Annotated in this window: 7 protein-coding genes; all 7 read right to left on the bottom strand. The window is 53.5% G+C overall.

Annotated elements, in window-relative coordinates:
* Positions 1-124: 124 nt before the first annotated feature.
* Positions 125-3,961, bottom strand: coding sequence for an AsmA2 domain-containing protein YhdP (gene yhdP / locus EAH77_RS10320; protein ID WP_140472336.1), 3,837 nt, complete (start codon positions 3,959-3,961; stop codon positions 125-127).
* A 106-nt stretch (positions 3,962-4,067) separates the two neighbouring features.
* A complete protein-coding gene (gene rng, locus EAH77_RS10315; protein ID WP_140472334.1) occupies positions 4,068-5,537 on the bottom strand; it encodes a ribonuclease G in 1,470 nt (489 codons plus the stop codon).
* Entirely contained in the window at positions 5,527-6,120 is a 594-nt protein-coding gene (locus tag EAH77_RS10310) for a Maf family protein (RefSeq protein ID WP_140472333.1), read from the bottom strand. The genes rng and EAH77_RS10310 overlap by 11 nt, the downstream gene beginning before the upstream one ends.
* 7 nt (positions 6,121-6,127) lie before the next feature.
* Entirely contained in the window at positions 6,128-6,616 is a 489-nt protein-coding gene (mreD, locus tag EAH77_RS10305; protein ID WP_140472331.1) for a rod shape-determining protein MreD, read from the bottom strand.
* Positions 6,613-7,620, bottom strand: coding sequence for a rod shape-determining protein MreC (gene mreC / locus EAH77_RS10300; RefSeq protein WP_140472329.1), 1,008 nt, complete (start codon positions 7,618-7,620; stop codon positions 6,613-6,615). The genes mreD and mreC overlap by 4 nt, the downstream gene beginning before the upstream one ends.
* A gap of 290 nt (positions 7,621-7,910) precedes the next feature.
* The gene (mreB, locus tag EAH77_RS10295) at positions 7,911-8,954 is read right to left on the bottom strand and encodes a rod shape-determining protein MreB (protein WP_140472328.1); all 1,044 of its coding nucleotides are present in this window, start codon (positions 8,952-8,954) and stop codon (positions 7,911-7,913) included.
* A 370-nt stretch (positions 8,955-9,324) separates the two neighbouring features.
* Complete coding sequence (gene csrD / locus EAH77_RS10290; RefSeq protein ID WP_140472326.1) at positions 9,325-11,262, bottom strand: RNase E specificity factor CsrD; 1,938 nt, start codon at positions 11,260-11,262, stop codon at positions 9,325-9,327.
* Between the last annotated feature and the right edge of the window lie 187 nt (positions 11,263-11,449).

Below are 11,449 nucleotides of genomic sequence, written 5' to 3'. Positions count from 1 at the left end.
TTGATCCGGCCGGAAGAATTTTCATTCACGGCCAGGCAATGCCATCGTAACACGGGTTTTGATCAGCCTAACACAGCTCTGTCATGGATTCCTGCTGCGCTCAGGGCGCAGCAGGTGCGTTAGGTTACTTTGCAGGTCTTGGCTGGCGCAGAACCTCATTAATTTTTGGTTCTGCGATGGTGCCATCGATGTGATAGCGGATCAGCGAGATTTTATTCCACAGCGGTGCCAGAACTTTACTGGCCGCAAATACCGCCGCCCCGACAATCGGGTTGATAACGAACGCCGTTGCCACACCGACGGTCGCAGAGATTTCCGGGGCAATCACAGCCTCCATGTCCAGACGCTGGTTCACCAGGTCCATACTGCCTGTGATGGCGATATCGGCTGCAAGACCGTCAACCAGCAGGTCATCGGTATGGACGACGCCATCTTTAATCCACGCCGTAGATTTGATGGAGTCGAAATAGAACCCTTTGCCGAAGGTATCGCTGAAATCCAGCTGGAGTTTACGTATCAGGGCGTCAAAGCTGACCAGACGCAATAGTTGCCCGGCACGGCCGCCGCCGAGATTCACTATTTCGCCTTTGCCAAGATCGGTTTTCATCGTGCCGTTCAACGTTTTCAGATCCGGCTTCCACGGGATGGATTTCCAGTGCAGGTCAAAATCGAGAGTAAACGGAGCACCGCGCAATGGTGTCGTCACCCCGAAGAAAGAGGTGGCGGCTTCCACATCTTTCCCCGTCAGTTTACCTTTCAGCCCGGTACTTTCACCCGTGCCGTTCTGTTTCCAGTCACCCTGCACATCAAGCCGCGCCACGCCGGTATCGATAAGGCCATTGCTCAGCGTCAGTTGATCCCCACTCGGCGTCAGATCAGCATTGACCCGGCGGAAACTCTGCCCGAGGAACCAGCAGGCTTCACAGCGAATCTGCAACGCTGGCCAGTTTGAGAAGGAAATTTTGCCATCAGCAAACGGATTTTGCGACGCTTTGCCGCCACTCGCTGCATCGGCCGCGGTCCACTGCGGGTTAAAATAGAAATACTGTAAATCGGCTTTCCAGGGGCCGCGCTCACTCATCATCAGCGTCCCGTCGATCTCTTTGCCTTTCGCCATCACACTCATACCACTGTCGGTCTGCGTGGAGCGTAACAACAAGTCATTCCATACCTGTCCACCCAGCGTCAACTGAGGGGTGGTCAGCGTGATCTCATGCGGGAAACTGAACGCCGTCATGCTCTCCTTGCTGGAGCCTTTGCTGTTACTGCCAGTCTTGCTGGCCGGGGGGCTGTCTGCCAACAGCAAGGACATCCAGCTTCCACCATCGAGCGCTGGCAGATGCAGTGTCAGGCTGCTGGTTTCCGGCAACGCCGGGGTTTTCGGTGTATCCATCTGCCAGGACGCACGATCCAGTTTTAACTGTTTGCCCAGTAGCCAGCGGCTGTTAAAACGGTCTTTACCGCCCAGTACCCCGGTGAGATCGAAGCTTTTCAGGTCACCTTTGACGTTCACATTGAACGGCAGACTGTGACCCGGTTTTTTATCCAGCGGGCTGGGTAAGTCACTGCTCACACTCTTCAGGTCGGTATTGATTGCTACGCTGTAATTTGGCTCGCCTTTGTGCGGTAAAGAGACATCGACCGTGCCTTTCCATGGAGCACTACCACTGATTTTGCTGGCGGCAGCGGCAGGCATACCGGTGATTTTCGCCAGTTGCCAGTCGCCATCTAGCCCGACATTAATGGTGTAGTCATCCTTCAGTTCGTGGGTGCTGAACTGCACATTGAGTGGCTGACCGAACCAGTTGCCGGTGAGCTGAGTGCTTTGCAAGTTGCCGTTGTCATAACTGAACTGGCCGCTAAGGTGTTCAATGGTGCTGTTCAGCGGTTTGATAAACAGGCTGTTATTGTTGAGGCTGACGCCGCCCGATGCGCGAGTCATTTCACCATTGAGCGGAATATCCAAATGTAAGGGACCACTGACATCACCGCTGATCTGCAAGTCTGCCAAGGCAGCCCCCAGAGAATCTTTCAGCGGGGTATCCATAAAGTAGGCCCCAATGTCTTTGCCCGTCCCTTTGATCTCCGAATCAATGAACAGTTTTTCTTTAAGATAGTCAGGGATATTGGCGACGATGTTGTTGCCATCCACATTACCCAGTTTGGTATTGGCCGCTTTCATGAACAGACCGTCATTGAGAAAGTCGAGATCAATATCCAGATTAGTCAGCGCCGGCCATTCTGGCTGGAACTGGAAGGTCGAATGACGCAACGGCACCCAAACCTGGAACTGGCCTTGGTTATTTTTGAACGGAAAATCCTGTGGATTACCGTTAAAGGTGAGCGTCGCGTTATCCACCTGCCCGCCCTGAATCGCACCGGAGAGGTAATCCACCAGATGTTTGCCCATCAGGGTTTCAGGGAAGTAGCGCCAGGCCTGCCCGGCATCGTACAGGCGAATGCCCGCCAGAATGTTCAGCCATGGCTGGCCGTTGGCCGGACTGTCATAGTGGAAGTCGCCATGTGCCCACAGCGCATTAGCTTTCACGTCCACACCTTTGGCCCACAAACCCCATCCGTCTTTGTCATTGCTCCAGTCGAACGTCCCTTGTGCGGAGCTAACCTCGAGCGGCGCACGGAACATTTCGCCATACGGCAGTGTGCTGTCTTGCAAATTTACAGTCAGTTGGCCACGCTGGACGCTGCCTTTCAGTGCTCCGCTGAAATGATTGATGCCCGGCAGCAATTCCCAGCGCTGCCAGGTGACATCGTGCCATCTGGCATCAAAACGGGTGTGGTCGGGCTGTTTGAGCGGAATATCGAGAGCCAGCGCATCGATCGTCCCTTTGGGTTGCAGATCCTGCCAGCGTTCAAGCAGCTCCGGCGTAAGGAATGAAAAGGTCGGAATGATCGGTCCAAGGCGCTCAAGCTGAAGTTGCGTGCCGCGCAGGCGTAACTCATCCCCCGGTGACTGCCCGAGGAACCCGCTGTTTTCTGGCAGATACAATGCGCTCAGGCTGCCTTTTGGCCACGCCTGCCCGTCAGTTTTCAGATTAAGTTGCTGGGCATCCACCTGCCAGCCATTACCCTGCCGGCTGCCGTGCAGCGTCAGATTTTCCACATCCAGCCGGTGCCCTTGGCCACCGCTTGTCCAGGTCGCTGCGCCATTTTTCACCCAGACATCACCGGCATAGATATCGCCATTGCGCACCGTCAGCCAGGCCGCAAGGCTGAAATCAGCACTTTCCAGCCCGGTGTTGCTGCGTAACCAGCGGCTAAACCAGGGTTTCATGTCGATATCATCGGCCTGAAGGTAGATCTTGCCGTCGTTGAGCAGGCCATTATTGTCGTTGAGATCCATACGTAACTGCACGACGCCGTGCTGGCCGGTAAAGCTCGACAGACTCACCAGACCTTCGGCACGGTGACGGTCATGACTGTTAAGCCAGGTCATCTGGGGAACAGATATTTCGGCGCGCGAACCCGACGGTGTCAGGAAAGAGATGTGGCTATTGCGCAGATCGAAATGGTCGACCTGTTTGAGGAAAATATCACTGATGCGGTTGGCTTCGAATCCCTTGGTATCTTTAGCACTGCCGCCAAGCGTGGCGTTAGTATCTAAATCAAGGTTATAGAATGTCAGATCGCGGAACTGCCAGCGCATATGCAGCAATGACTGCCACACATCGAGCGCCAGCGTGACACGTTCCACTTTTACCGACGAGTCTGGCAGCGTTACGCTGAGCTTTTTCAGCTCCAGCGTCGGCCCGAAAGTTTGCCAGTTACCACTGATTTGGTCGAGGGTAATGGGTACACCAGTGATCGACTGCACCTTGTCAACCAACTGCTCCTGGAAGCGATGGAGTTGAGGTAAGGCCAGACGCAAACCACTGATCACCAGCGCCACAATGACGACAATTGTTGCGCACGTGGTTAACAATATTCCGGGCAATCGCCTCACACACCTCTCCTTGTCTTCCATTCTGCGCGGTGCTTCACCGGCTCAGACTGCAATGGAAATTACTCCCGCCACTGCCTCATGCCAGACCCATGAAGCCGCTACGGATTTACATCATGACGACGTCAAATTGTTCCTGGTTATACAACGGCTCAACCTGAACTTTGACCTGTTTACCGACAAAGATTTCCACTTCAGCCAGCGCATGCGACTCTTCACTTTTCAGCGCTTCGCCGACGGCAGCAGAGGCATAAACCAGGAAACGGTCTGAATCATAGGCGTGATGAACCCGCACAATTTCACGCAGGATTTCATAGCAGACGGTTTCAACCGTTTTCACCGTGCCACGGCCGTGACAGGTCGGGCAATCACTGCACAACACATGCTCGACACTTTCGCGGGTGCGTTTACGCGTCATTTCGACCAGACCCAGCGCCGAGAAACCGTGGATACCGGTTTTTACGCGGTCTTTCGACAGCGCTTGTTCAAGTGAATGCAGTACGCGGCGGCGGTGGTCTTCATTAGACATATCAATGAAGTCGATGATGATAATGCCGCCGAGGTTGCGCAAACGCAGTTGGCGTGCAATGGCCTGAGTGGCTTCGGTGTTGGTATTGAAGATGGTCTCTTCGAGGTTGCGATGACCGACAAACGCACCGGTATTGATGTCCACGGTGGTCATGGCTTCGGTCTGATCAATAATCAGGTAACCGCCTGACTTGAGTTCGACTTTACGCTCCAGTGCTCTCTGGATTTCGTTCTCAACGTCAAACAGGTCAAAAATAGGCTGCTTACCGCTGTAGTGTTCGAGCTTGGCGGTCATTTCAGGAATGTATTCGCTGGTGAATTCCACCAGTAACTCATAGGTCAGACGCGAATCGACGCGGATCCGGTCCAGCGCCTCACCGGCAAAATCACGCAGTACGCGATGTGCCAGCGCCAGTTCACCATACAGTTTATATTTGGTTTTATTGCGGCGTTTGCGCTCCATCACTTTGGTCCACAAACGCTTGAGGAAGGCGGCATCTTGTTTAAGTTCTTCTTCGCCAACCCCTTCAGCGGCGGTGCGGATAATATAGCCACCGTGCTCATCACAATATTCCGACACGACCTTTTTCAGGCGATCGCGTTCGGCTTCACTTTCAATACGCTGAGAAACACCCACGTGTGACGCACCCGGCATAAAGACCAGATAACGCGAGGGCAACGTGATGTCTGTGGTCAGACGCGCTCCCTTGGTGCCGAGCGGGTCTTTCACCACCTGCACCATCAGGTCCTGGCCTTGATGCACCAGCTCTGCGATGTCACGCACGTTGAAGTTTTTCTGCTCATCACGAGCCACACACTCGGTGTGCGGCATGATGTCCGATGCGTGTAAAAAAGCGGCTTTTTCTAAGCCAATATCTACAAAGGCCGCCTGCATGCCCGGAAGAACCCGGCTCACGCGCCCTTTGTAAATATTGCCTGCTATACCGCGCTTGGCTTCACGCTCAATGTGGATCTCTTGCAAAATACCACCGTCAATGTAAGCCACGCGGGTTTCCGACGGGGTGACATTGACCAGTAATTCAGCTGTCATGCTTTCTCCTAAGCTCGCGTAATGCAACAAAGTCACCGTACAGCTCCTGAGTCTCCACCAGAGGAAGCCCCATGACTGCGTAGTAACTGCCGCGAATTTCACGGACGAAACAACCGCCCTTTCCCTGAATACCGTATGCGCCCGCTTTATCCATGGGCTCTCCGCTCAGAATATAGTGCTGAATATCCTCCGCGGATAGTGAACGGAAGGTGACATCAGTCACAACCAGCGTACTGCGATATGTATTTCGGTCAGCAAGCGCCACAGCGGTCATCACCTGATGCTGACGACCCGAAAGCGCGGCAAGCATTTGAGCCGCATGCGTTTCATCGCGCGGCTTCTCCAGCACGTTACCATCGAGGACCACAATTGTGTCCGCACCGAGCACCGGAAGATCCTGCGGGGCAACGTTCACCCCGGCCAGCGCTTTATCACAGGCGAGCCGAACCACATAGTCGGCCGGTGCTTCATCCGGCTGTTGTTCTTCCGTCACATCGGTAACCAGACGCTCAAATGCGTATTCAAGAACAGCAAGTAATTCACGACGGCGTGGAGAACCGGAAGCCAGATAAAGTGCGGTCATTATTTCCTCATTGAACAGCGAACTGACGGCGAATTTTACGCATCAGCAGGAACAGCCATGGCCACAGAATACCGTCCACCACACTATTCCAGAAAACCTCAGGGCGGAACGAGACGTTAACCACCAAAAACTCGGCCCAGAAAACCATCACATCCACGGCCAGCGATAGCAGCATGACAATCAATGCCTGCTGCCAAAGTGCCATATTGCGAAACAGCTGGAATTTGAACGCCACCAAATAGGCCGTCATTGCCAGCGCCAGGGCGCGAACACCCAGCGTGGAACCGAGGACCAAATCCATCACGAACCCAACGATAAAACCGGAACCTACGTTAACCCGATGCGGCAGTGCCATGACCCAGTAAATCAGGATCAGCATCAACCACGATGGCCGGAACATGTAAATTTCATCGGGCCACGGCATGACCTGCAATAACATGGCTATCAAAAAGGATAGCCAAATTATCCAGCGTCCGTGGCTCCGGTAGCGATTCATTGCGTGCCCCGGGTGGCAGGTTTTGGCGATGCCGGAGTGGTAACTGTCCCTGTTGCCGGTTGTGGAACCGGCGCCGGAGGGCCCATGTCACCCGGAGGTGGCAGGACCTGTGGCATCATTTGCATCAGACGCTCATTGGCAACACGGTGGACTTCTTCAGGAGGCAGCGGTTTATCCCCGTTGCGATCCGAACCCCACAGCAGTAACAAATAGCGCAAGCGCTGCAGACCCGCAGTAGGCCGCGCCTGAATCACCGTGTATGCACGCTGATTATCGACTTTCACCGAGGAGACCACGGCAACCGGATATCCTTCAGGGAAGCGTCCGCCCAGGCCGGAGGTCACCAGTACGTCACCTACGCGAATATCCGTATTGCTTGGTAAATGTTCCAGCTGGAGATCGTCGGTACAACCGCTCCCGGCGGCAATGACGCGGATGTCATTACGTAATACCTGAATCGGCAAGGCATGCGAGGCGTCGCAAATCAGTAATACGCGGCTGGTCAGAGCACCGACGGCAACCACTTGCCCAACCACACCTTTGTCACTGATCACTGGCTGGCCGACATAGACGCCGTTTTTGCTGCCCTGATCGATAACGACCTGGTCGCTATACGGGTCATTGCTGGTCGACAGTACCTGCGCCACCATTTTGTGCTCGTCCTGACGCAATGGTGAACCCAGCAGTTCACGTAGCCGGGCATTTTCCTGTTTGAATTGACCAAGCAGCAGCAGATCGCTGTTTTTAAGGAGCAATTCCTGACGCAATGCGCGGTTTTCGAGTTCAAGGGACTGGCGGGTCGCGAACGTCGTGGAGACCTGATCCAGGAATTCACGCGGCGCATTCGACAAAAAATAGAAAGGGCTGACGGCAGTGTCCATATAAGTACGGATCTTAACGAACGTACCTATTTTACTGTCGGCAAAAATCAGGACAATGGCCGTAAGAATAGCCAAAAAAAGTCGCAGCTGCAGGGATGGCCCCCTGCTAAAAATCGGCTTCATAAAATATGCGAGTTCCTCGGCAACAAAAGGTTTCAGCCAATCGAAGTGAAAGACAACCCTGACAGGAAAAGCAGCAAGCGAATGGGATCGTGCACGCTCTGCCCGAATAATTGCTCATTCGGGCAGTTTAGCGCTCGACTCCAATTTGACACTGCATACTTTAACGCAGCAGGTTTCACCAGACAGACAGCCACCTTTGCGGGCAAGACTATTTTTCGCTAAAAGAGCCTTCGCTAAAAAGAGTCTTTGCGAAAGCGAACTTCGCTGAAACTCTAAACACTTCGCTCAGATTACTCTTCGCTGAATAAGTCGCCGCCGTGCATGTCGATCATTTCCAACGCTTTACCACCACCGCGCGCAACGCAGGTCAGTGGATCTTCTGCAACAATCACCGGAATACCGGTTTCTTCCATCAGCAGACGATCGAGGTTACGCAGTAATGCGCCCCCCCCGGTCAGAACCATGCCTCGCTCGGAGATGTCTGAAGCGAGTTCTGGTGGACACTGTTCAAGAGCAACCATCACCGCGCTAACGATTCCGGTCAGAGGCTCCTGAAGTGCTTCCAGAATTTCGTTGGAATTCAGGGTAAAGCCGCGCGGAACGCCTTCAGCCAGGTTACGGCCACGCACTTCGATCTCGCGGACTTCATCACCTGGGTAAGCAGAACCGATACCGTGTTTGATACGTTCGGCCGTTGCTTCACCGATCAGTGAGCCATAGTTACGGCGCACATAATTGATGATGGCTTCATCGAAGCGGTCACCGCCGATACGAACAGAAGAAGAGTAGACAACACCGTTAAGCGAGATGACGGCCACTTCTGTGGTGCCACCACCGATATCAACAACCATAGAACCTGTTGCTTCGGAAACAGGTAAACCTGCACCGATCGCCGCAGCCATTGGCTCTTCAATCAGGAACACTTCACGGGCACCCGCACCTTGTGCAGATTCACGGATGGCACGACGTTCTACTTGCGTAGCGCCGACCGGCACACAAACCAACACGCGCGGACTCGGGCGCATGAAGCTGTTGCTGTGAACTTGCTTGATGAAGTGCTGCAGCATTTTTTCGGTCACGAAGAAGTCGGCAATAACGCCATCTTTCATCGGGCGAATGGCCGCAATGTTGCCGGGAGTACGACCCAACATCTGTTTAGCATCATGGCCGACAGCCGCAACACTTTTAGGTGAACCAGCACGATCCTGACGAATAGCCACAACTGAGGGCTCATTCAGCACGATGCCTTGTCCTTTTACATAGATGAGGGTATTGGCGGTACCCAGGTCGATGGACAAGTCGTTGGAAAACATGCCACGAAATTTCTTAAACATAACGAAAGGATAATCCTGCTAGCTGGGGGCGGAAAATAAAATCCGCCTACTTTACCAACCACGCGAAGCAGCGACAAGGCGCAAAAACATCCTGCTTCGGTGAAATTGTCCACGATGTCGGCCGCTTAACCTGCAATTACTCTGACTGCAAAAAAATACCGCATTCAATTTCCGAATCCCAGATTCAGATACTCTGATTGCAGATTTTTTGCAGGAATAAACATAAGCACCAACACCGCACATGAATTCTTGCACTTACACCGGGATCCCCTGCTAAAGCAAGCTGCTTAAGTCATAACACAGGCTTTCTGTAACAAGAACCGGTTAAAGGCTGGGCCATTCTACGTTAAATATTCCCATTACGGTCAGTTTAAACATCACCGTTGTGTGAATATTTTTTGCTGACGGGATCGACGGCTTGCGGGACGGCAAAAAAATCACCTTGGCCACCGTGAATGCCCTTTTCAACCAGCATTGCCCACTCTTCTTTGGTGCGGACACCCGAGGCAAATACTCTTGCTTGTGTTCCCTCACACGCGCTGATCAGACTTTGCACAAACAGTTGATTTTCAATCCTCTTATCAATATCGCGCACCAACCCAGGGTGGAGTTTGACCCGTTCTACTGGGAACGTTTTGAGATAAGAAGTACTGACCACGGTCAATCCGGCCTGAGAAACGGCCAGACGGCACCCCATTCCCTGCAACAAACGTACCGCAGGGCGCAGGCGGTCAGTATGTTGACAGAGATCGGCCTCTGCAAGTTCAATCAAAATCCGATGACGCTGTGCTTTTTGACACTGCATCAGCGTATCACGCAACCAGCGGATAAAAGAGCGCTGCAATAATGAATCAACCGTCAGGTGAAATGCCAACGTTTCGTCCGGCCAGCGGCTCAGTAACGGAATAATCTGAGAAAGCATCCGCCGATCATAACTTTGAGACATGCCAAACTGCACCACCAGCGGAATAAACTCCGCCGCAAGCAGTTCGTGTTCGCCATCAAATACGCGCCGCTGCACTTCACGGTGGTCCAGTTTGCGCGCCGTCGTGAAGGCCGGTTTCTGGTACAGGCGAGGCCCGCCGCGTGCCAAGGTGTTTTCCAGCAAGGTGCGCCACTTCACACTGCCGCGCCCTTTTTCAGGCACTTTTCTGTCGTAGATCAGCCAGCTGTTACTGCCCTGGAACGCCGCATTGCGGGTTGCCTGCTCGGCATAATCCATGACTTCTTCTGGCCGCTGACCAAAACGGTAGGCACTGATACCCATATAAAGCAGCGCATCGCGATCGATATTATTTGACGTTGGCAGTGCGCCGAGCGCATTGACGAGCTGCGCTGCCATCACTTCAGCCTCTTTCAGGGTGCGGTGAGGGAGCAACACGGCGAAATCACTGTGGAAATAGCGGGCCAGCAGGGCATCAGAATAACGCATGACAAAAGTAGAGAGCAGATTGACCATCGCCGAGCGTAACTCGTCAACGTGTCGCTGGCCGTGTGTGTCACGCAGCGTGTCGAAGTCCGGCAGGCGCAGCAGCATGACAATACCGTGAGCCCCCCCCTCTTCCAACTGCGTCGCCAACTGATTATCAAAAAAGAGCCGGTTGCTCAGCCCGGTCTGGGAATCCTGCTGGGCGAACGCGCGGATCAGGGTATCTACGCGGCTACGCTGTTCTCGGGCTTCGCTGAGATCGGCCAGCAGGAGATCAATCGCGCTGCTGGCAAAAGGCGGCCACTCGTTGATATCGCCCCGCGTCAGGTTCTCACGCTCACCGCGCAAAATTCGTGAAGCGCGGTCTTCCAGCTTTTCCAGCCCGGCGGTTTCAGCACGCAGCCAGCGAAAACTGAGCAATACCGCGATGATCATCAACACAATGGCCATGCTGATGGTAAAAGTAGAGCGCAGCGAACGGGTATAGGTCCCGATAGGATCCACATAGACCACGCGCATCGACATCGATGGATGTTGCATCAGAGGGAGGGTCATGGTGACGTAATCGGGATAACTGCTTTCCCAGGCGCTGTGCAGATCGGGAGTCTCGCGGTAAGAAAACACCGTGCTTTGGTGCTCAAGAATAGTGACTTCGGAGATATCGAGCATACGCATCGCCATTGGCATCCAGCGTTCCGGTTGCTGAGGGGATTGCGAAAGAAGAGATTGATCGTAGGTGGTTGCCAGTGCGCGTAAATGTTGTTCGGTATTTTGCTTGTTTAAATAGACAAAACTGAAAGTCACACCCAGCAACATCAACAACATTGCCAGTGCAACCAACATGGAAATCAGCGCCGCCAGTCTGTTAGTAAATCGCATCCCTGTGCCTTACCCGTTACTGTGGAAATGAATGAGACAATCCCCGGCAAAAGCCTTTCATCACAGACCGCCATTAAAACGCCGCCACTATAAAACAGAAGCACCGCAATGCCGGTAAGGTTTTATGCGAATTTGTGAATAAGGTTCTGCTCACCTGCACCATAGTTGTCTCACGTCAGCCCATGAG

The sequence above is a fragment of the Ewingella americana genome (assembly GCF_006438725.1).
In the GTDB taxonomy this organism is placed as follows: Bacteria; Pseudomonadota; Gammaproteobacteria; order Enterobacterales; family Enterobacteriaceae; genus Ewingella; species Ewingella americana_A.
The sequence above is the reverse complement of the archived record's forward strand: the minus strand, read 5'-3'. Positions and strand labels throughout refer to the sequence as shown.